Genomic DNA, 18,763 nt, shown 5'->3' on the forward strand with positions numbered 1-18,763 from the left:
GTTACCTTGTCACCCCGGACAGCTTGCGTCAAATACCCGCATACCAGTCATAGCCCGCGACATCCTCCCAGAAGCCGCCCTTGCCCTTGCCGATCCCGTCCAGCGTCGCCACCGCCTCTATCCCCATGAGATATTTGGCCTGTTTATAGCCAAGCTGCCGTTCGACGCGCAGCCGAACCGGGGCACCATTGGCGACGGTCAGGGGTGCGTCATTCAGCGCAAAGGCGAGGATGGTCTGGGGATGGAAGGCGTCGATCAGGTCGATGCTTTCATAATAGGGCCGTCCGCCGCCCATATCGTCGGCGCAGCGGAACACGAGATAGCGCGCGCTATCGCGCAGCCGAGCGCCCTCCACTATCGTGCGCAGCGGTACGCCACGCCATTTGCCGATCGCGCTCCATCCCTCGACGCAGTCGTGGCGGGTAATCTGCTCGCGATGCGGCAGAGTCCGTAGCTGGGCAAGGGAGAGGGACAGCGGCCGTTCGACAAGGCCGGTGACGGCCAGTCGCCAGTCGGCAAAGCCATTGCGCCACAACGCCTTATAGGCGGGCGTATTGGGATTTGCGGTGCCATTGGCGCGGAAAATCGGCGAAATCTGGTCAGGGCGAAATTCCTGCGCCAGCGCGTCGCGGGCCATCAGGCTGCGCTGTGCCCAGCGATGGAAATTTTCGGCCGAGAAAAGCGCCTCTCGCACGCTGTCATGGCTGGCCAGCCGGTCGCAGCCGGTGAGCATGGCGCCAGCGCCGAGCAGCGCCATGCGGCGAGTCAGGATCATGGTCGTTACTCCGGCACCCGGTATCGCCCGGTAATCATGGATCGCACTTCGTTGATCGGTCCGGCCAGGATCACCATCAGGATGTGAACGATGAAAAATGCGGCCAGCGCAAAGGCAGCGATGAAATGCAGCGAACGCGCCGATTGCCGCCCGCCGAACAGGTCGACCAGCCAGGGCCAAGCCGCATTCATGCCCGGTGCCATGGTCAGCCCGGTCAGGATGACGAGCGGCAACAGAATGAAGATCACGCCGACATAGCTGGCCTTCTGCAGGACATTGTAGCGCAGCGCGGCTTGCCCCGTCGGGAAACGCAACCGGGCATGGTCCTTTATATCCTGCCAGATGTGGCGCGGGCGCAGATCATAGCGGCGGAATGCGAGGTCGCGGGTCACATGCCGGTTGGCGAGGCTCCTGAGCATGTAGAATAGCAGCGCGAAGGCAAAGATCGGTGCGGCGGTCAGATGCCAGTGGCGCGACATCGCCAGATTATAAAGGCCAGGCAAGGTGATCCAACCGGGAAACCGCTCCAGTTCCAACCAGGCATGGTCGAAATTCGCCCCATACTGCCCCCAATAGAGGCGGGGATGGGCGTTGAAGATGCCAAGGCCGCTGGTGAACAGGACATAGAGCAGCGCGGCGTTCAGCCAATGCCACAACCGGGTCGAAAGCCGATGGCGCTTGACGGTGATGCCGTCGGTGGGAGTGGGGCTATCCATTGGCGCAACCTTACGCCTTTTTCGGGGAAAATCCACGAAGCCTGTATGACAGTCGGCACCCAGCCCGATGGCTGTCAATGTCACACTTTTGCAACATAAATCAAGAATCATGACCACTTACAATCCAGCCCCTTTGCAAATCAACAGGGCGCACCTAGATGGCAATCACGCGATGCCGATGCGGATCGCGTTCATGATCGCTAAAAATAAAAGCAATCATGGATAGGATAAACATGGCGCATATGGCGCCATGAAATCTTCGCGTCGAACCAAATAGCCTGACGATAAACTATGTCAGGCAATATAATAATATCGAGGAATTTATGAAGACTGTGATTTTCGCAGCTATTACTGCTGCCGTTGTTGCAACCCCTGCCGTCGCTCAGGACGCTGCACCCTTCACCGGGCCGCGCGCTGGCGTCACCATGGGCTATGACAAGATCGGCGGCGAAGAAGGCTTCGCTTATGGCGTGACCGCTGGTTACGACCTGGCGCTGACCCCTCGCGTCACCGGCGGCATCGAAGTCAGCCTGGGCGACACCACGGTCGACGATTTCGGCCTGGACGTCAGCCGCGATCTCGCTGCGTCGCTGCGCCTTGGCTTCGTCGCCACGCCGCGCGTCCTGGCGTTCGGCAAGGTCGGCTATGCCACCACCCGCTTCGAAGTCGATGGTGACGGCGCTGGCCTGGAAGGCGTCCGCTTCGGTGGTGGTCTGGAATTCGCGGCGACCCCGTCGACCTATATCTCGGCCGAATATCAGCGCACCGAATATGAGCAGAATATCGGTGGCCGTGACGCCGCGATGGTCGGCGTCGGCTTCCGCTTCTGATCCTTGCGGATCCGTTGAAATGACGAAGGGCGGTCCTGCAAAGGGCCGCCCTTTTTCTATGCTGGGAGCGGCTGTATGTCGGGTTCGATCCAGGCGCGCCGTGCCGCAGGGGCCATCAGCGTCTCGCGCGACCAGTAATTGAACAGCCAGTCCTTGTTCCCAAGCGGCGACGCTATCAGGGCGGCAAAGGCGGTTGCGGGTGTCGCGTCCGCCGGCAATACGGCCAGCAAAGCGCGGGTCATATGCAGCGACGCCTGGGTGATCGTTTCATGATAGCCGCCCGTGTCGCTGTTCACCCCGCCGACGCTCTGATTATAGCGCCGGATCATCGCGGGCATGTCGCGTTCCGGATCGATGTCGGCGCGCGTCAGGATCAGCCAGAGCGCGGTCGCGAAATGCGCGCCATGGGTCCATGCGGCCTTGGGCAGAGTGCAATCGCAAAAGCCCGTCGCCAGCCGTTCGATCTCGTCATCCGTCATCATCAGTCCCCCAAAGAAAAACCCCGCCGGATCAGGGCGGGGCTATCGTTTCGTGCCTTACTGGGCGCACGTAACCGGCGCGCGTCATCCCAGCGCCGCTTGCTTCTCCGCTGCCAGCCGGTCGAGTTCGGCCCGGCTCTTCTTCTCGCTCGCCGACTTCAACTGGCCGCAGGCCGCCATGATATCGCGCCCGCGCGGGGTGCGGACCGGCGCGGAAATGCCGCCTTCGAACACGATGGAACTGAACGCGCGGATACGATCAGGCGTCGAGCATTCATAATCGCTGCCCGGCCAAGGATTGAACGGGATCAGGTTGACCTTGGCGGGCAGCTTATATTTGCGCAGCAACCGCACCAGTTCGCGGGCATCCTCGTCGCTGTCATTCTTGTCGCGGATCATCACATATTCAAATGTGATGCGCCGGGCATTGCTTGCCTTGGGATAGTCGGCACAGGCCTGGAGCAGCTCCTCAATCCCATATTTCTTGTTGAGCGGCACCAGTTCGTCGCGCACTTCCTTGGTTACGGCATGGAGCGAGACGGCGAGGTTCACGCCAATCTCTTCGCTCGCGCGCGCCATCATCGGGATGACGCCGCTGGTCGAAAGCGTGATGCGGCGGCGCGAAAGCGCGAGGCCATCGCCGTCCATCACGACCTTGAGCGCATCGCGCACATGCTCGAAATTATAGAGCGGCTCACCCATGCCCATCATCACGATATTGGTCAGCATCCGCCCATCAGGCGAATATTGCGGCGCGTCCTCGTCTTCGTCGTCCAGCACCGCGACGTTGCTGCCCATATTGCCCTTGGGCCATTCGCCCAGCGCATCCCGCGCCAGCATGACTTGGCCGACAATCTCGCCCGGCGTAAGATTGCGCACCAGACGCATCGTGCCGGTATGGCAGAAACGGCAGTTCAGCGTGCAGCCGACCTGGCTCGACACACACAGCGTTCCCCGATCCGCATCGGGGATGAACACCATCTCATAATCCTGCCCGTCATCCGAGCGGAGCAGCCATTTGCGGGTGCCATCGTTGGAAACTTGCGCCTCCACCACCTCCGGTCGGCCGACGACGAAGCGCTCGGCCATCCAGCCGCGCATCGGCTTGGCAAGGTCCGTCATAGCCTCGAAATCGGTCTCGCCACGATGATAGAGCCAGTGGAACAGCTGCTTGGCGCGCAGCTTGGCCGCTTTCCCGTCCAGCCCTGCCTCCTCCAGCACGGCCTTGATCTGCGGGCGCGACAGGCCGAGCAGGTCGGTGCGGCCATCCGCGCGGGGCGTGACGGCGCGGGGCACGGGCACAGGATCGATGAGGCCGGGAATCGGCATGACAAGGTTGGCGGCTGATTGCATAGCCGCGCCCATAGTCGATTTTCACAAAATGTGAAAGCGCGCGCCTACCGCACCCGTGCGCAGCCCAGCGCCGCTGCATCGATCGCCGTCGCCGCGCCGCGCAGGGCGTAGCTGTCGGCAAAGGCGCGGCCCAGCGCGTCGATGCTTTGCACGCTCATGCTGCTGGCTGATCGCATGGCTGCGATGATCGCCGCATCGCCGCGCGCGTCCGCGGCCCAGGCGTCAACCTTGCCTGCGACCAGGGAGAATCGGCGCTCGCCCACGCTCAGCGTCACCGGCGCCTTGTCCGACCGGGCGCGGCTGAGGCGCAGGTGAATCTGCCCGCGCACCCGCTGGCGTGGCCAGGTGCCGACGGAGGCAAAGCCTTTGCCGCGCCTTCCACCGCGCATCACCGATTGGGCGATGGCATAGCAACGCGGCGTCGCCGGGTCACGAAAGGCGCCCCAACCGTCGAATATTCCAAGAGAATCGCGTGCCGAGGCTGGCGCGATCGCAAGCAGCAGGGCCGTCAGGAGTAAAAAGGCAGCGCGCATCCGAACGGCAAAGCCCAACCTGTCCCCATTTGCAACCCTGGTGCAGCGTGAAAGGGTGAGCGAGTGCTTGCCCACGCCGCAACAGCGGTTATGAAGAACCATCCATCATTGTCGCCGGGATTCGACCGAATCCTGGCTATCGGCTTAAAAAGAAACGGACAGATCAGGGACATGAAGGCCACCATCGAACGCGCAACGCTCCTCAAGAGCCTGAGCCACGTCCAGTCGGTGGTCGAGCGCCGGAACACTATTCCCATCCTGTCCAACGTGTTGATCGAAGCATCGGCCGATGGCGCGATCAAGCTGATGGCGACCGATCTCGACCTCCAGATCGTCGACAGTATTGCAGCCCAAGTCGAGCAGCCCGGCGCGACGACCATTTCGGCGCACACGCTGTTCGACATCGCGCGCAAACTGCCCGAAGGCAGCCAGGTCTCGCTCCAGGCGGCCGAGGGCAAGATGCTGATCCAGGCCGGGCGCGCGCGCTTCAACCTGTCCACCCTGCCGCGCGACGACTTTCCGGTCATTGCCGAGGGCGAACTGCCGACCAGCTTCGAACTGCCGGCCGAAACATTGAAGCAGATCATCGACAAGACGCGCTTTGCGATCTCGACCGAAGAGACGCGCTATTATCTGAACGGCATCTATTTCCACGTCGCCGACGACGGCCAGCCGGTTTTGCGCGCCGCCGCGACCGACGGCCATCGCCTGGCCCGCATCACCGTGCCTCGCCCCGATGGCGCGGACGGCATGCCCGGCATCATCATTCCCCGCAAATGCATCGCTGAACTGCGCAAGCTGCTCGACGAGGTCGATGGCTCGATCCAGATTGCGCTGTCGGCGAGCAAGATCCGTTTCGGGCTGGGCAGCGCGATCCTGACCAGCAAGCTGATCGACGGTACTTTCCCCGATTATAGCCGCGTCATCCCGACCGCGAACGACAAATTGCTCAAGATCGACCCGCGTGGCTTCGAAGAAGGTGTCGATCGCGTCGCGACCATCGCGACCGAAAAGACCCGCGCGGTCAAGATGAGCCTCGACCGCGACAAGATCACCCTGTCGGTGACCAGCCCGGAAAACGGCACGGCGGCCGAAGAAGTACCCGGCGCCTTCCAGGGCGAGGGCTTCGATATCGGGTTCAACGCGCGCTATCTGCTCGACATATTGGGGCAGATCGACAGCGATCTGGTCGAGCTGCATCTGGCCGATGCCGCCGCACCGACCTTGATTCGCGAGAATGATGCCAGTCCCGCCCTGTATGTCCTTATGCCGATGCGTGTCTGAGTAGCGGGCGCTACTGCCTGACCCGATGATGTAATCTTATGATTACAGGAGTTCGGGTAGTAAGCCTCTGTCAACGACTTGGCGCTATTGTCGGGCGCATGAATCCATTGCGCGCTTCCTTGTCCGATCCGTCTTCGCGGCCGATGACCTTGATGGTCGCACTGGGCCTGACGGAAAGCGGAACCGAGGTTTCCGCATCCTGGATTTCGGGAGCGTTCGCGCCGATCGCGCGCTTATGGCCGTTGATCCTGCTGGCGAAGATCTGCATCGTCAGCCTCCTGCATATCCCCTTTTATCACGCAGGGGACGGGGAGCAGGCCGTAGTCCTGGCTATCATGCTGTTGGTCGACGGCGTCTTGATGATCGTCCCGCGCCAGGCGTCGTTTCAAGCGGTCAAGCCCCATGTCCAGAATCGGCTGATGTTGCCGATGGTGTTTTTGTCGGGGCTCTGCTTCAGCCTCTGGCTAGGACAGGCACCCGCAGCGGCGTCGGCACCTGCTTTTCTTTTGGCAGTCCCCGAATTGGCCGTCGCTCTATTGGCTGTCTGTATTTTCGGCGACAGGCGTCTGTTGGGGATCGGCTATTTTCTCGGCCTGTTGCTGGTGGCCGTGACGGAACATGCCGGTGTCACGCACATCGGCATGCTGTTGTGTTGCGTGATCGTGATGGCTGTTGCGACGGTGCGGCAAGCCACGGTCGATCGGGACTGCGCCATCGAACGGCATAGGCAGGACCTGCGCGCGCAGCGTTCCGATCGACTATTGTTGGAGCATGAGCGCACCGGGCGGGGCTGGTTCTGGGAAACCGACCGGCACGGATGCCTGACCTACATATCCGATACGCTGGCGCAAACGCTTGATGCGCGCGAAGGCGCGCTGATCGGCCGCCCGATGACGGAAATCATCCGGCCGGGCGACAGGCAGCAAGGCGACGGGGAGCGCACACTGGGCTTTCATCTGTCGGCGCGGACTGGCTTTTCCGACCTCTCGGTCTGCGCGGCGATGGCGAAGGAAGAGCGATGGTGGTCGATCTCCGGCCAGCCGGTGTTCAACGAATATGGGCAATTTCATGGCTTTCGCGGCAGCGGCACGGATCTGACGGAAATGCGCCGCAGTCAGGCCGAAGTGACGCGCCTTGCCCAGTTCGATTCCCTCACCGGCCTTGCCAATCGTATCCAGATGCTCAGTTCCTTGGAGCAGGCGGTCACGGAGCGGCCGGGCCGACCAGGCGATTGCGCGTTGATGATGCTGGACCTTGATCGGTTCAAGCTGGTCAATGACACGCTGGGCCACCCTGCAGGAGACGCGCTGCTGCGCCAGGTCAGCCAGCGACTTAAACGCACCGTCGGCGACAAGGGGTTGGTCGGGCGTCAGGGTGGCGACGAGTTCAAGATATTGCTGCCTGGACATCATGACCGGGATGCATTGGCCCTTCTGGCCCAGACCATCATCAACGCGGTGGCCCAGCCCTATTCGATCGAAGGCAATGCCGTCGTCATCGGCGTATCCATCGGCATATCCTGTGCGCCCCAGGATGGCGTTACGGCTGATGCGCTTATTCGCAACGCCGACCTTGCGCTCTATGCGGCGAAGGGTGACGGCCGAGGCAGGCATCGCTTCTATTCGTCGGAAATGCATGCCGACGCCGAAGATCGCCGTCGCCTGGAACAAGATCTTCGCCATGCGCTGGCCAGCGATGGCCTGCATCTGGCCTATCAACCTGTCGTGTCATTGCGGACTGATCAGATCACCGGATATGAGGCGCTGTTGCGCTGGACGCATCCCGTGCGGGGGCCGATTTCGCCCGCCTTGTTCATTCCCATCGCCGAAGACAGCGGGATGATCAGTCAGATCGGCGAATGGGTCATCCACACCGCCTGTCGAGACGCAGCGCAATGGGACGACGGCATTCGCGTTGCAGTCAACGTTTCGCCGACGCAATTTGCCAATATCGGCTTTCCGTCCACGGTCATGAATGCGCTCGCCGCGTCGCAACTGGCTCCCGAACGCCTCGAACTTGAAATCACCGAAAACGTCTTCTTGAACGACGATGATGGCACCGACGCCATGTTCGCACGATTGAAGGCATTGGGCGTGCGATTGGCGCTGGATGATTTCGGGACGGGCTATTCCTCGCTCGGCTATTTGAAGAAGGCGCCGTTCGACAAGATCAAGATCGACCAGAGTTTCGTGCGGGGCGCGGCCATCAAGGGCAGCCGCAATAGCGCCATCATCAAGGCGATCGTCAGCCTGGCGGAGGCGCTGGGGATGGATACGACCGCTGAAGGCGCGGAAACGCAAGACGAACTGGCGCTGATCCGGCAATTGGGGTGTAGCCATGTTCAAGGCTATATCTATGGCCGCCCCATGCCCTTCGTCGATGTCATGGCAAGCCACGACACGCATGGCGCCAACGTGGCGATGGATGGCTTTAAATCCAGTCGGCCCAGTCGCAAGACCATGTTGCGAACCGTGGCCATTCACCACCAAGGCCATGTCTACACGGGTCGAGTCCGCAACATCTCGGCCACTGGCGCGCTGATCGAAGGGCTATGGAATGTGCCATCCGGCACTTTGTTCGCCATCGAGTTGGCAGAAGGCCAATCGGTCAATGCGACCGCCAAATGGTCGAAGGGCGACCGAATGGGCGTAGAATTTGCTGGTATGATTGATCTGAGTGCCTTGCGTAATGCGCCCAAAACGCTCGCGTCCTGATCTGCTTATTGTGTAACTAAAAGACTGGTTCAGCAACAAAATATCACCATTTTTCGCAGGAACACCGGGGTTCGGCAGAGATTATGCTCCACGGATACACCCGATGGAGAATAAGATATGCGCAAAGGTGATGATGACGGTCGGACGAACTCTGGACAAAGGTCCGGCAGAGGCAATCGCGCCATATTGGGATTGGTGATCGTCTTGGGCGTCGCCACTTTGAGCGCTTATTATATTTCGGGAAAAGACACGCCAGTGCAGCCCGCCAGCGGTGCCGCCAACGCCATGGCACTCGCCAGTTCCAAACCATCCGCGCGTTGAACGCGTGACGCGCAAAAAAGAGGGGAAGAAGCCATCGGGCTCTTCCCCCTTTTTTTCTACGCTGCGTTCAGGCCGCAATCGCGACTGGCTCCACATCCATCTCCACCAGGCCGCGCGCCACGGCCTTGATCAGGGTGACGAAGCGCGTGGCTTCGCGCACGATCATCGCCTTGTTGAAGCAGGCGGCAGCGCCCCGGTCCATCGCTTCAGCGACGATCGGTGCGCCTTCGCGCATCAGGCTGGACAGCATGATGACCGGGCATGGGTCCATGTCCATGATCTCGTCCAATATCGCCATGCCGTCCTTGCCGGGCATGGCGATGTCGAGGGTCACGACATCGGGCTTTTCCAGCCGGATCATGTCGATCGCTTCCTCGCCATTGCGGGCGATCCCGACCACCTGAACCCGGCGGTCGCGCTCCAGCAACGTCTCGATCATCGCCCTGATGGTGAGCGAATCGTCGACAACCACAATCCTGATCGGCTTCATCTATCGTCTCCCGAACCTTTGATAGCTGTCATAACGGCAGGGCAACGACGGGCTTTAGGCGTGGCTAACAGGAATTTAACTACGCGACCTGTTCCCGCCTCCGAAATTGGGAGAAAATAGCTTGCGGAAACTGATCGATACGCTTCGGCCCAGTGGATCGAGATAGCCGGGCTGATACCGCAGCGGGGTCATGCCCGTGGCATCGGTGACCTCGCGGCGCTGGTTGAAGATATTGTCGATGCCGATCGACACCCGTGCCCCGCGCAGGAACGGCATATCCTTCACCAGCATCGGCATTTGCCCCAGATTGGCGAAGATACGCAGGTTTGCGGTAGCGAGGCTGCCGAAGTTCAGCCGTGATCCTCCACCAAGCGCGCCATCGACATGGGTGCCGCTTTCCCAATCAATGCCCAGCCGTGCGCCGATGCCGTTATTCGTATAGCCGATCCGCGCGTCGATTTCATGCCGCGGTTGACCGCCTGCCGATCCGGTCGCGTCCCCATTCAGCAGGTCGAGCTGGGGCACGCCGGGCGCAATGTCGATGCTCTCGGTCAGATGCCAGGTGTGATAGAGGCTGACGCTGATCCGCCCGCCGCCCTGGCCACCGCCACGCCCGCCGCCAAAGCCGCCGCCGCGTGGGCCGGACGGGCGCCCGCCGCCGGGGCCAGCGCCTCTTTCTCCGCGCGGGCGGTCGGCACCCTCTTGCCCCGGCGCGCGCTGCGGCCGATTGCCGAACAAGGCCGCCAATTCGGGTGGCCGGTCTTCGGGCTTGCCGCCCGACGCGCGCCACGCTTCCACCAGCTTCTGGACATGCGACTTGATCGGGATCGACAGGTCGAAGCCCCAGCGCAATTGTTCGCTCTGCGACCGCAGGAAGTTGAGCGGCCGCGCGTCGATCTGCAGCAGGCTGCCGTCCGCGTCGCGCAGGAAGCGTTGCGGGAAGGCCGCTTCCAGCGCCGGTGTCGGCGTGGGGAAGGCCGCGATCGGATTGCTGGTCCTGCTATTGAGATAAGTGGCGGTCAGCGTCAGATTGGGCTTTTCGAACGGCTTGACCCTGGCCGACAGGCGGAACTGGTCGCGCACGCTTGCGCGCAGGGCGGCGCTGCCGCCTGACAATTGGGTGACGAACACGCTCTGCCCGGTCGCATAGTCGAAGACCGAGACATTCGGGGTCGCGATGAGCGGGTCCGTGATCTGCGCGCCCGTTGGCGCGGCCCGATCCTGATTGGCGGATGCCAATATCTGCACCGCCTTCACCGGTTCCCAGCGCAGGCCATAGCCCAATGTCGAAAGCGTCCCGAAATCCGAATAATGCTGCGCGGCCGCGTTCAGATTGACGCTGATGTCGCCAACTGCGCCCAGCACGTCGCGCGACCGGCTGGTGATCGGCAGGTCCAGGCTCAACTGACCGCTGCCGATCTCCCGGCTGTAGCGGGTCTCGCTCTCGACGCCCGATCGCACCGACCGGCTGTCAAAGCCGTTGGCGGACGCACCGATCCTGATCGAACTGGTCACGTCGCCAGCGGGCAGGTCGAACAAAGTGCCGCTCAGCAAAAGATCGCCCTGTACCGCTTGGCTCTTCGCGCGCGCCCGGTCGGACAGGCGCGTGGCGATCAGGTCGGGCGTGAAACTGCCATAGGGATTGACGCTGGCGTCCCCCGCATCGAGCGCGGCCTGGATCGCACCGCTATCCACCCCACGGTCGGTGCGGGTGCGGGTGATCGACAGGTCACCATTGCCGGTGAAGGACCATTGCCAGCTACGCCCCAACTGACCGTTCAGCGTCAGCCCGATATGCCCCGTGGTGCCGCGTATCTGCTGCTCCAGCGCGCCTGCCTGTGCCAGATAGCGATAGAGCGTCGTATCGCCTGCGAAGGGAGAGAAGGGGTTGCCGCCCGGCAGCGTCAGCGCGTTGGCCGACAGACCCTGCAACGAATCATTATCCGACAGTTCCAGTCGTCCATTGAGCGTGGCGGTCACGCCGCCCAGCGCGCGGGCCAGCGTGGCGTTGACGGAGAAATTCTCCGTTTCCGGGCTCAGGCTGCGATAGCGCGTCAGGTCGCTGACGCCGGTGATGTTCGCGCCTGCGACGAAATCATTGAGCCTGGGGGCACCGGACGCTGCGCTAGTGGGGACGCTCGCCACGGTCACGCTCTGTCCCGCCAGGGCCGAAAGCGCTGGGTCGATGGTATCGCCCAAGGTCGGGGCAGTGATATTGCCACCAAGCGAATAGGGGCGACCCGGCGCAGTCGGAAGGATGCCGCGCTCATTTTCCAGCAGGGCGGCAGCGCGGCTATATTTGAGGTTCAGGGTGAAGCGATTGTCGCCTTGAATGCGCAGCATCCCGGCTTCGGCCTGGCCATTCTCCCGCCCGCCCTGCGTCGTCACGCCCGCGCGCGCTTCGGCGGTTTCGGCGCGGAACCGCTCGCGCAGTACGACATTGACGACCTTCTGCGTCGGCGCATAGCCATAGGAGAGCGCGACCTGTTCGGGCAGGATTTCGACCCGCGCCACCGCTTCGGAGGGAATGTCCTGAATTTCCGAGAAGCTCGATATCCGCTTGCCATTGAGCAGAATCACCGGCGAACCATTGGTCTGCGGCGATAATTCGCTGATCATCTCGGAAATTGACGTGACGCCCAGCGCCCGAACATCGGCAGCCGATAGGGTCTGTTCCGGTTCGATATTGCCGATCACCGATCCGCGCGGGGCTTGGCCGGTAACGATTATCTCTTCGCCCTCTATATCCTCCATCTGGGCGGGTGGCGCGCCCACGGGCACCTCCTGCGCCATCAGCGCGGCGGGCGCTGTCCCCAGCAGGAACGGAACAAGCACTATGGACGTGGAAAACCGCACGAAAACCCCCAAAAATCAGACCGGATGCTGATGAACGATTAGCCGCCACTTGTCGCAGAACTCTGGCAACCGACAGACGAATTTGTCGCAACATGTAATGGCGCGGCTGAACCGGGGCTGGCCGAGGTGGAACATGGCGAAGCCAGGCCGGGGTTGCTAGAAGCAACGCCATGCGAACGCTCTATCCCCCGATCACCCCCTTCGCCTCCGGTCATCTCGACGTCGGCGACGGCCACCTTGTCTATTGGGAACGGGTAGGCACCCCCGGCGCGAAGCCGGCCGTCTTCCTGCATGGCGGGCCGGGTGGCGGCATTGCGCCCGACCATCGCCGCCTGTTCGATCCGGCAAGCTATGATGTGCTGTTGTTCGACCAGCGGGGATGCGGCCGATCGACACCGCATGCGGACCTCAACGCCAACACCACCTGGCATCTGGTCGCCGATATCGAGCGGCTGCGCACGATGATGGGCGTCGACAAATGGCTGGTGTTCGGTGGTAGCTGGGGATCGACGCTGGCGCTCGCCTATGCACAGGCGCATGGGGAGCGCGTGTCGGAACTCATCCTGCGCGGCATCTTCACCATCCGGCGCAGCGAGATCGACTGGTATTATCAGCATGGCGCAAGCCGCATCTATCCCGACAAATGGGAGCGGTTCGTGGCTCCCATCCCGCCGGAGGAACGGGGCGACCTGCTCCACGCCTATCATCGCCGCCTGACCGGACCGGATCGCGGCGCGCAGATCGCCGCCACCCGCGCGTGGAGCGTGTGGGAGGGCGAGACGATCCGCCTGTTGCCCGACCCCGCGCTCTCAGCGGCGCATGACGCGGACGATTTCGCGCTAGCCTTTGCCCGTATCGAAAATCATTATTTCGTCCATGGCGGCTGGATGGACGATGGCCAGTTGCTGCGCGACGCAGGCAAGTTGGCGGGCATCCCCGGCGTCATCGTGCAGGGGCGCTACGACATGGCCTGCCCGGCCGAAACCGCCTGGGCATTGCACCGGGCCTGGCCGCAGGCGCGCTTCGACATGATCGAAGGCGCAGGCCATGCATATAATGAACCGGGCATATTGGACGCACTGATCCGCGCGACCGATGGTTTTGCGGACTGAACGACATGGGAGAGAGTGGCATGCGGACGATGATCATGATGGTGGCCGGTTTGAGCCTCGCCGCTTGTGGTGGCGATGACGCGCCGACGGCTGCCGCGAACAATCAGGCCGCGCTGGACACAGGGGCTGCGGCGCAAGTCGCGCAGTTGGACGACGCCCAGCGCAACGGCGTGTTGGAGCGCGCGATCCGGGCGTCGGGCGCGGCGTGCCCGGTGGTGAGCGAGTCGGTTCGAACCGAAGTGCGCAAGGGCGTGATGGGCTGGAAAGCGCGATGCGACAATGACACCGCCCATCTGATCGAAATCACCAGCGACGGCACCGGCCGCGTGACCAGCCGCCGGGATTGAGGGACGTCAGGCACCGCGCCCGGCAGACGCCCCTAAAGTAGTCCCTATTCGTGCGGGCGCAGCGATCGGTTGAGGCTTTCGAGCACTTCGGCGATGGGTTCGGTCACGGTCACGCTGCGGCCTTCGCCGAAGCGGATGCGGGTGCCGTCGTTGACGGATGAGACGAAGGTGACCTGAGTGGCGTTGACGGCAGTTTCGGTGCGGTCCGTCCCCACGAACATGACGAGCATGGCTTCCTCTCCTTTTTTATGGAAGCACAGCCTATCGCGATTTTCGCGGCGCGCCAGTGGCTTTATCAGGCGGCGCGGATTTCAGCGATGAAACCGCCAGCGCGCGCCTCCAGCCGGTGCGCTTCGTCCGCCAATCGCCGGGCTACCGCGCGCATTTCCTGCGCGCCGTGCGCCGTGGCCAGCGCATTGTCGCTGATCGCTTGCGCGCCCGCGCGGATATGGTCACTCGATGATCCGGCTTCAGCGACGCTGTCGGCGATCGTGCGCGTGAACGCGCCCTGCCGCGCCATCGCATCGAACAAGGCGGTCGACAGCCGGTCGGCGCGTGTCATGGCATCGTCGATCGTCATGTGGCCCGCAGCGACATCGCCCACGGCCGCGCGGATATGGTCGATCCGTTCGCCAATGCCCGCCGCTGCCGCGCGCGTCTGCGCGGCGAGCGATTTGACCTCGCGCGCGACCACGGCGAAGCCCTGCCCCGCCTCGCCCGCGCGCGCCGCCTCTATGCCTGCGTTGAGCGCCAGCATCGCCGTCGCGCCGGCAATGGCATCGATCAGCGCAGCGACCTCGCCAATCCCGTCGGCTTCGTCACGTAGTGCCGCGCTTTGTGCCAGGCCCGACCGGCTCCGCGCGGCCGCCTCGCGCATGGCCGCGCCCGCATCGCGCGCTTCGGCCTCCATCGCCGCGAATAAGTGCCGAGTTCCGCGCCACCGCTCTGTAGCGCCGCCAGCCGGTCGGCAGTCTGCACTGCCGCCACCGCCATCGCCGCCGAATCGGTGCGGTCGCCGGTCGCCCGATCCGACACTTGTCCCGCCAGGACCGACAATTGCTCCGCCATCGCCACCATGTCCGCGATCAGCGCGCCGATATCGGCGCGGAAGTCCGTACTTTCCCGCGTGATCCGCTCCGCGCGTTCGGTGCGGGCCAGGGCCGTCCGCGCGTCGCGCTCGGCCGTCAGGCGCAACAGCAGCGGGCCGCCCAGCACACCGGCATAGCGCCCGCGCTCGACCAGGATCAGCCCCTCGCACCCAGCCCCCTGCGCGGCGTAGAGATCGACCAACTGCTCGACGGCCGCGCTGCGCTCGACCGTGGCACAAGGCCGGACATGATCGTCCAGCCGTCCGCCGAAGCTGGGATTGCGCAGCAGCGCATGGCCGAAGGGGTTGAACAGGATGCGCCGCATGTCGCGTTCGTAGATCGCACCGGCCGGCCGGTCGGCCTCATCCAGCACCGGCAGCAGCCGCAGCCCGGAATCATCCTGAAAACAATCGACCGCCTCGCTGAGCGGACGGCCCAGCCTTATGACGGGGCTGGTATCGGACAGGGAAAGACGCGCAGCAAGCATGGGTGTGCGTCAGCGTTCATTGGTAAACAGGCCGTTAGGAATTTATGGCAATAATGTTACAAGCCCTTGTATTTGCACTATTTTACTGCGACTTTCCAGGAACATAGCCAAAGGCCTGTTCCGCCAATTTCACCACGGCCGGGTCCGCCGCCGGAAAATCCATCGGCACCAGCTGTTCCAGCCGCTCGGCGACATAGGTCAGCGCCGCGATCCGCCCGGTCTTGCGATGATTATTGTCGATGACGTGCCACGGGGCATGTTTGGTATCGGTCTTCTTGAACATCGCGTGCATCGCGTCGAGATAATCGTCCCGGCGCGCGCGATTGCGATAATCGTCGGTCCCGGTCTTCCACCGCTTCCACGGCGTATCGAGCCGCTGCGCCAGTTGTTCGTCCTGGGTTTCCTGGGTGATGTGGACGAACAATTTGACCATGTTCATGCCCGCATCGATCTGCTGCTTTTCGAAGGCGTTGATCTCGTCATAGCCGCGCTTCCAGTCGGCCTTCTTGGCGAAACCCTCGACCCGTTCGACCAGCACCCGGCCATACCAGCTGCGGTCGAAGATCGCGATATTGCCGCTGGCGGGCAGCCGGGTCCAGAAACGCCAGAGGAAATGATGGTCGCGCTCGACTTCATTGGGCGCGGCGATGGGATGGACCTGATAGAAGCGCGGATCCCAGTCGGCGGACATCCGCTTGATGATCCCGCCCTTGCCCGCCGCGTCCCAGCCCTCCAGCAGGATGACGCTGCGCCGCTTGTGCAGGATGTGCGCGACCTGGATCTTGGCTAGCCGCTCCTGCAAGGCGGCGAGGGTCGCATCATAATCGCCATCGAATTTCGGTGCGGATTCATAGTCGGTCAGGGTGATGGTCATGAGCGCGATCATGACGCTGCATGGGCACGCTGTCGAGGCTCAACACCGGCGCAGCAGCCTGACGACGCCCAGCGCCATGACCGCCGACAGCGCATAGCTGGCCAGCAACTGGCTGGTCCAATGCCCGCCCATCGTCACCCGCGCGGCCCAGCCCGCCACCATCCAGCCGATCGCGATCCAGCCGATCGCCCGCACCATGGCGCGCCGATCCGCCAGCGCGACGATCGCCAACAGGCCGATCGTCGCCCCGGTGACCAATCCATAGGTCGAGGGCAGGCCGGAGGATGAACTGGGCTTGGCGACCGCGACCAACGCAGCCAGCGGACGGGGTGAATGGACGTAGAAACGCAGCAGGCCGTCCGCCGCGATCGCCAGGGCAAAGCTGATTGGCACGGCGAGCGCCATGCGCGCGCCGTGCAGCATATGGAGCAGGATAGCGACCGCCAGCGTCATCGCCCACATCCATGGCTCGGTCGCGCTCTTGGTCATGACATTGGCCCAGCCGGGCTGATACCCGAACAGCGCCTGCACGCCGCGCGTCAGCGCAGCTTCACCCGGCAACGGCCCCTGCAGCGCCCAGTTGAGCAGGCCGAGCAGCAGGCCGATCGCGCAGAGGGGTAGCAGCGGGCGGCGGGTCATCGTCCTGCGGGTCTTCATGTTCTTCTCCTGAAAACCGCGCAGGACCATGCCGGGTCAGCCCTTGGCCTGCGGCTCCACCACGCGGACATGGAGTTCGCGCAACTGCTTGAACTCGGCGGCGCTGGGGGCGCCCATCAGCAGGTCTTCGGCGCGCTGGTTCATCGGGAACAGCGTGATTTCGCGCAGATTCTGCGCGCCGCACAGCAACATCACGATGCGATCGACCCCGGCGGCCATGCCACCATGCGGCGGCGCGCCATATTGGAAGGCGCGATAGAGGCCGCCGAAACGCTCTTCGACATCCTGCTGCGACAGGCCGACCAGTTCGAACGCCTTGACCATCAGTTCGGGCGACTGGTTGCGGATCGACCCCGATGCGATTTCGAACCCGTTGCAGACCATGTCATACTGATAGGCGTTGATCGTCAGCGGGTCTTGATTGTTGAGCGCGTCCAGCCCGCCCTGCGGCATGGAGAAGGGATTGTGCGCGAAATCGATCGACTTGGTGTCTTCGTCATATTCGTAGAAGGGGAAGTCGACGATCCAGCACAGGTCGAACCGATCCTTGTCGATGAGGTCGAGCGTTTCGCCCACGCGGGTCCGGGCGAGGCCCGCCAGCTTGGCCGCCTGCGATTCCTTGCCAGCCGCGAAGAACACGCCGTCATTCGCGCCGAGACCCAGCGCAGCGATCAGCTTCGCGGTCGCTTCCTCGCCATGATTTTTGGCGATCGGGCCGCCGGGGACGCCATCCTTGATGTTGATATAGCCAAGGCCCGAATAGCCCTCGCCGCGCGCCCAATTATTCATTTCGTCGAAGAATTTGCGGCTACCAGCACCAGCGCCCGGCGCCGGGATCGCGCGGATGACGCTGCCGCTGTCGACCAGGCTGGCGAAGATGCCAAAGCCCGACCCGACAAAATGCTCGGTCACATCAGTGATTTCGATCGGGTTGCGCAGGTCCGGCTTGTCGCTGCCATATTTCAGCAGCGCTTCGGCATGGGGAATACGGCGGAAGCTGCCTGCGGGCGTGACTGGCTTGCCGTCAGCGAATTTCTCGAAGATCTGGGCGATCACCGGCTCCATCGTGTCCCACACTTCTTCCTGCGTGACGAAGCTCATTTCGAGATCGAGCTGGTAGAATTCACCGGGCAGGCGATCGGCGCGCGGGTCTTCGTCGCGGAAGCAGGGCGCGATCTGGAAATAACGGTCGAAGCCTGCGACCATCAGCAACTGCTTATATTGCTGCGGTGCCTGCGGCAGGGCGTAGAATTTGCCGGCATGAATGCGGCTGGGCACCAGAAAGTCGCGTGCGCCTTCGGGGCTGGACGCGGTCAGGATCGGCGTCGAATATTCGGTGAAGCCTGCATCTTCCATGCGGCGGCGCATGTTGGAGATGATCTTCGTGCGCTTGACGATATTGCCGTGCAGCGTTTCGCGCCGCAGGTCGAGGAAGCGGTAGCGCAGGCGAATGTCTTCGGGATAGTCCTGCTCGCCCGCCACCGGCAGCGGCAGTTCGGCGGCGGTGGACAGCACGGCCACGCTGTCGGCGACGATTTCGATCGCGCCGGTTTCCATCTTGGGGTTGGTCGCTTCGGGACCGCGCGCGACGACCGTGCCGTCGATGGTCACGACCGATTCGAGCCGCAGGCCTTCCAGCACATGCAACGCTTCGCTGTCGGCCTTTGCCACCACCTGGCTGATGCCATAATGGTCGCGCAGGTCGATGAACAACACGCCGCCATGGTCGCGCTTGCGATGGACCCAGCCGGACAGGCGAACGGTCGCGCCGACATCGGCTTCACGAAGGGCGCCGCAAGTGTGGGTGCGATAGGCGTGCATGGCGTTTGGGTTCTTTCAGCTTCGTT

20 protein-coding genes are annotated in these 18,763 nt (G+C 63.1%); 6 read left to right on the forward strand and 14 right to left on the reverse strand.

Translation table 11 applies throughout. From position 1 onward, the window contains the following. Positions 1-28 precede the first annotated feature (28 nt). Positions 29-775 (reverse strand): molybdopterin-binding protein, encoded by a 747-nt coding sequence (locus ACZ2HM_RS12245; protein WP_470425342.1) that lies wholly within the window; start codon positions 773-775, stop codon positions 29-31. A gap of 5 nt (positions 776-780) precedes the next feature. Continuing rightward, positions 781-1,491, reverse strand: coding sequence for a cytochrome b/b6 domain-containing protein (locus tag ACZ2HM_RS12250; protein ID WP_470425343.1), 711 nt, complete (start codon positions 1,489-1,491; stop codon positions 781-783). A gap of 323 nt (positions 1,492-1,814) precedes the next feature. On the opposite strand from ACZ2HM_RS12250, the gene ACZ2HM_RS12255 reads away from it, so the two are divergent. Further along, on the forward strand, positions 1,815-2,321 hold the full coding sequence (locus tag ACZ2HM_RS12255; RefSeq protein ID WP_470425344.1) for an outer membrane protein: 507 nt from the start codon (positions 1,815-1,817) through the stop codon (positions 2,319-2,321). Between the two features lie 56 nt (positions 2,322-2,377). Here the strand turns inward: ACZ2HM_RS12255 and ACZ2HM_RS12260 are convergent, their stop codons facing one another. From ACZ2HM_RS12260 to ACZ2HM_RS12270, 3 genes are all read right to left on the reverse strand, one after another. Then, positions 2,378-2,800 (reverse strand): hypothetical protein, encoded by a 423-nt coding sequence (locus tag ACZ2HM_RS12260; protein WP_470426851.1) that lies wholly within the window; start codon positions 2,798-2,800, stop codon positions 2,378-2,380. An 84-nt stretch (positions 2,801-2,884) separates the two neighbouring features. Further along, complete coding sequence (gene rlmN, locus ACZ2HM_RS12265; RefSeq protein WP_037477887.1) at positions 2,885-4,153, reverse strand: dual-specificity RNA methyltransferase RlmN; 1,269 nt, start codon at positions 4,151-4,153, stop codon at positions 2,885-2,887. 44 nt (positions 4,154-4,197) lie between these two features. Continuing rightward, entirely contained in the window at positions 4,198-4,686 is a 489-nt protein-coding gene (locus tag ACZ2HM_RS12270) for a hypothetical protein (protein WP_037473889.1), read from the reverse strand. 171 nt (positions 4,687-4,857) lie between these two features. On the opposite strand from ACZ2HM_RS12270, the gene dnaN reads away from it, so the two are divergent. Further along, positions 4,858-5,970, forward strand: coding sequence for a DNA polymerase III subunit beta (dnaN, locus tag ACZ2HM_RS12275; protein ID WP_037473891.1), 1,113 nt, complete (start codon positions 4,858-4,860; stop codon positions 5,968-5,970). A gap of 70 nt (positions 5,971-6,040) precedes the next feature. Here dnaN and ACZ2HM_RS12280 read toward each other — a convergent pair whose 3' ends face one another. Continuing rightward, positions 6,041-6,238: a hypothetical protein gene (locus ACZ2HM_RS12280; protein ID WP_237236512.1), complete on the reverse strand. Its 198-nt coding sequence runs from the start codon at positions 6,236-6,238 to the stop codon at positions 6,041-6,043. On the opposite strand from ACZ2HM_RS12280, the gene ACZ2HM_RS12285 reads away from it, so the two are divergent. Together ACZ2HM_RS12285 and ACZ2HM_RS12290 are read left to right on the forward strand one after the other, a co-directional pair. Beyond that, positions 6,174-8,684, forward strand: a complete 2,511-nt coding sequence (locus tag ACZ2HM_RS12285; RefSeq protein ID WP_443211272.1) for an EAL domain-containing protein — start codon at positions 6,174-6,176, stop codon at positions 8,682-8,684. The two genes, ACZ2HM_RS12280 and ACZ2HM_RS12285, sit on opposite strands and share 65 nt — an antisense overlap. Positions 8,685-8,801: 117 nt before the next feature. Then, positions 8,802-9,005, forward strand: coding sequence for a hypothetical protein (locus tag ACZ2HM_RS12290; protein WP_076605459.1), 204 nt, complete (start codon positions 8,802-8,804; stop codon positions 9,003-9,005). A 67-nt stretch (positions 9,006-9,072) separates the two neighbouring features. Here ACZ2HM_RS12290 and ACZ2HM_RS12295 read toward each other — a convergent pair whose 3' ends face one another. Then, entirely contained in the window at positions 9,073-9,495 is a 423-nt protein-coding gene (locus tag ACZ2HM_RS12295; RefSeq protein WP_037473893.1) for a response regulator, read from the reverse strand. Positions 9,496-9,570: 75 nt separating this feature from the next. After that, entirely contained in the window at positions 9,571-12,351 is a 2,781-nt protein-coding gene (locus tag ACZ2HM_RS12300) for a TonB-dependent receptor (protein ID WP_470425345.1), read from the reverse strand. A 170-nt stretch (positions 12,352-12,521) separates the two neighbouring features. On the opposite strand from ACZ2HM_RS12300, the gene pip reads away from it, so the two are divergent. Next, on the forward strand, positions 12,522-13,463 hold the full coding sequence (gene pip / locus ACZ2HM_RS12305) for a prolyl aminopeptidase (protein ID WP_470425346.1): 942 nt from the start codon (positions 12,522-12,524) through the stop codon (positions 13,461-13,463). A 20-nt stretch (positions 13,464-13,483) separates the two neighbouring features. Further along, positions 13,484-13,810, forward strand: a complete 327-nt coding sequence (locus ACZ2HM_RS12310) for a hypothetical protein (protein ID WP_171899225.1) — start codon at positions 13,484-13,486, stop codon at positions 13,808-13,810. Positions 13,811-13,854: 44 nt separating this feature from the next. Here ACZ2HM_RS12310 and ACZ2HM_RS12315 read toward each other — a convergent pair whose 3' ends face one another. The 6 genes from ACZ2HM_RS12315 to aspS all read right to left on the reverse strand — a co-directional run bounded on the left by ACZ2HM_RS12315 (position 13,855) and on the right by aspS (position 18,737). Further along, complete coding sequence (locus tag ACZ2HM_RS12315; protein WP_037473899.1) at positions 13,855-14,040, reverse strand: hypothetical protein; 186 nt, start codon at positions 14,038-14,040, stop codon at positions 13,855-13,857. Positions 14,041-14,105: 65 nt separating this feature from the next. Then, complete coding sequence (locus ACZ2HM_RS12320) at positions 14,106-14,687, reverse strand: methyl-accepting chemotaxis protein (protein ID WP_470425347.1); 582 nt, start codon at positions 14,685-14,687, stop codon at positions 14,106-14,108. After that, a complete protein-coding gene (locus tag ACZ2HM_RS12325; RefSeq protein ID WP_470425348.1) occupies positions 14,594-15,385 on the reverse strand; it encodes a CBS domain-containing protein in 792 nt (263 codons plus the stop codon). Before ACZ2HM_RS12325 ends, ACZ2HM_RS12320 begins: the two co-directional genes overlap by 94 nt. A gap of 82 nt (positions 15,386-15,467) precedes the next feature. Next, complete coding sequence (locus ACZ2HM_RS12330; RefSeq protein WP_470425349.1) at positions 15,468-16,259, reverse strand: polyphosphate kinase 2 family protein; 792 nt, start codon at positions 16,257-16,259, stop codon at positions 15,468-15,470. Positions 16,260-16,298: 39 nt separating this feature from the next. After that, positions 16,299-16,916 carry a phosphatase PAP2 family protein gene (locus ACZ2HM_RS12335; protein ID WP_470425350.1) on the reverse strand — a complete coding sequence of 206 codons (618 nt, stop codon included), beginning with the start codon at positions 16,914-16,916 and terminating at the stop codon, positions 16,299-16,301. Between the two features lie 36 nt (positions 16,917-16,952). Beyond that, positions 16,953-18,737, reverse strand: coding sequence for an aspartate--tRNA ligase (gene aspS / locus ACZ2HM_RS12340; protein ID WP_470425351.1), 1,785 nt, complete (start codon positions 18,735-18,737; stop codon positions 16,953-16,955). Between the last annotated feature and the right edge of the window lie 26 nt (positions 18,738-18,763).

It is taken from the genome of Sphingobium sp. KKT206, assembly GCF_055640555.1.

What these genes read in the sequence shown, in the direction of transcription:
- ACZ2HM_RS12245 (WP_470425342.1), bottom strand. Translation starts at nt 775, where the DNA reads ATGATCCTGACTCGCCGCATGGCGCTGCTCGGCGCTGGCGCCATGCTC.
- ACZ2HM_RS12250 (WP_470425343.1), bottom strand. Translation starts at nt 1,491, where the DNA reads ATGGATAGCCCCACTCCCACCGACGGCATCACCGTCAAGCGCCATCGG.
- ACZ2HM_RS12255 (WP_470425344.1), top strand. Translation starts at nt 1,815, where the DNA reads ATGAAGACTGTGATTTTCGCAGCTATTACTGCTGCCGTTGTTGCAACC.
- ACZ2HM_RS12260 (WP_470426851.1), bottom strand. Translation starts at nt 2,800, where the DNA reads ATGACGGATGACGAGATCGAACGGCTGGCGACGGGCTTTTGCGATTGC.
- rlmN (WP_037477887.1), bottom strand. Translation starts at nt 4,153, where the DNA reads ATGCAATCAGCCGCCAACCTTGTCATGCCGATTCCCGGCCTCATCGAT.
- ACZ2HM_RS12270 (WP_037473889.1), bottom strand. Translation starts at nt 4,686, where the DNA reads ATGCGCGCTGCCTTTTTACTCCTGACGGCCCTGCTGCTTGCGATCGCG.
- dnaN (WP_037473891.1), top strand. Translation starts at nt 4,858, where the DNA reads ATGAAGGCCACCATCGAACGCGCAACGCTCCTCAAGAGCCTGAGCCAC.
- ACZ2HM_RS12280 (WP_237236512.1), bottom strand. Translation starts at nt 6,238, where the DNA reads ATGCAGATCTTCGCCAGCAGGATCAACGGCCATAAGCGCGCGATCGGC.
- ACZ2HM_RS12290 (WP_076605459.1), top strand. Translation starts at nt 8,802, where the DNA reads ATGCGCAAAGGTGATGATGACGGTCGGACGAACTCTGGACAAAGGTCC.
- ACZ2HM_RS12295 (WP_037473893.1), bottom strand. Translation starts at nt 9,495, where the DNA reads ATGAAGCCGATCAGGATTGTGGTTGTCGACGATTCGCTCACCATCAGG.
- pip (WP_470425346.1), top strand. Translation starts at nt 12,522, where the DNA reads ATGCGAACGCTCTATCCCCCGATCACCCCCTTCGCCTCCGGTCATCTC.
- ACZ2HM_RS12310 (WP_171899225.1), top strand. Translation starts at nt 13,484, where the DNA reads ATGCGGACGATGATCATGATGGTGGCCGGTTTGAGCCTCGCCGCTTGT.
- ACZ2HM_RS12315 (WP_037473899.1), bottom strand. Translation starts at nt 14,040, where the DNA reads ATGCTCGTCATGTTCGTGGGGACGGACCGCACCGAAACTGCCGTCAAC.
- ACZ2HM_RS12320 (WP_470425347.1), bottom strand. Translation starts at nt 14,687, where the DNA reads ATGCGCGAGGCGGCCGCGCGGAGCCGGTCGGGCCTGGCACAAAGCGCG.
- ACZ2HM_RS12325 (WP_470425348.1), bottom strand. Translation starts at nt 15,385, where the DNA reads ATGCTTGCTGCGCGTCTTTCCCTGTCCGATACCAGCCCCGTCATAAGG.
- ACZ2HM_RS12330 (WP_470425349.1), bottom strand. Translation starts at nt 16,259, where the DNA reads ATGACCATCACCCTGACCGACTATGAATCCGCACCGAAATTCGATGGC.
- ACZ2HM_RS12335 (WP_470425350.1), bottom strand. Translation starts at nt 16,916, where the DNA reads ATGAAGACCCGCAGGACGATGACCCGCCGCCCGCTGCTACCCCTCTGC.
- aspS (WP_470425351.1), bottom strand. Translation starts at nt 18,737, where the DNA reads ATGCACGCCTATCGCACCCACACTTGCGGCGCCCTTCGTGAAGCCGAT.